Consider the following 584-nt stretch of genomic DNA (forward strand, 5'->3'; position numbering starts at 1 on the left):
CGCCGGCTGGGCGAGGGCATCGCCCTCGCCGGCCAGCAGGCCCAGGGGGGCGTCGGGGGCGGGCTTGTCGCACGGCTGGGCGGCCACGCGGGTGGCGATGTCGCGCGCCGCGGGCGAAAAAATACAGCCAGAGGTTGTCGCTGGCGAGGTCGTAGCTGGAGAAAAGGGCGCGTCCCGAGCCGGGAGGCGTCATCAGGAACTTCGCCATGAAGATCTGCTGGATCTGGCGCGCGGGCTCGAACGCGTCCTGGTCATTGCCGAGAGCCAATTTGTACCAAGTGCTCACAGTTGCCTTTCTCCCCGGAGGCCGGGACTTCAAGATTGGAGGCCATCCTAGGGTGAACCCGAAGGCCGCCGGACCTCCCCGCGAGCGCATCGATCTGTAGGACGAAGGCCGATCCTCGGCCGCTGGCAGCGCGCCAGGGCAATGGCGCCAGCGTGCATCGCTAGACTCGTCCGCCATGTTGCAAGTCTTTTCATGGCGCCGGCGTCTGGCCGTGCGCGCGGCCACGCTCGTGGCATTCGCGGGGGCGGCGCTGCCGGGCCTGGCCCAGTCTCCCGCCACGCCCGAGGCCGCCGCCCTG

General features: G+C 69.9%; 1 pseudogene. It reads right to left on the reverse strand.

Annotated features, from left to right (window positions below):
* Nucleotides 1-286 (reverse strand): annotated as a pseudogene (locus AC27IO_RS25255) (hypothetical protein); the annotation flags it as partial.
* Between the last annotated feature and the right edge of the window lie 298 nt (nucleotides 287-584).

It is taken from the genome of Acidovorax sp. KNOB132, from assembly GCF_057541515.1.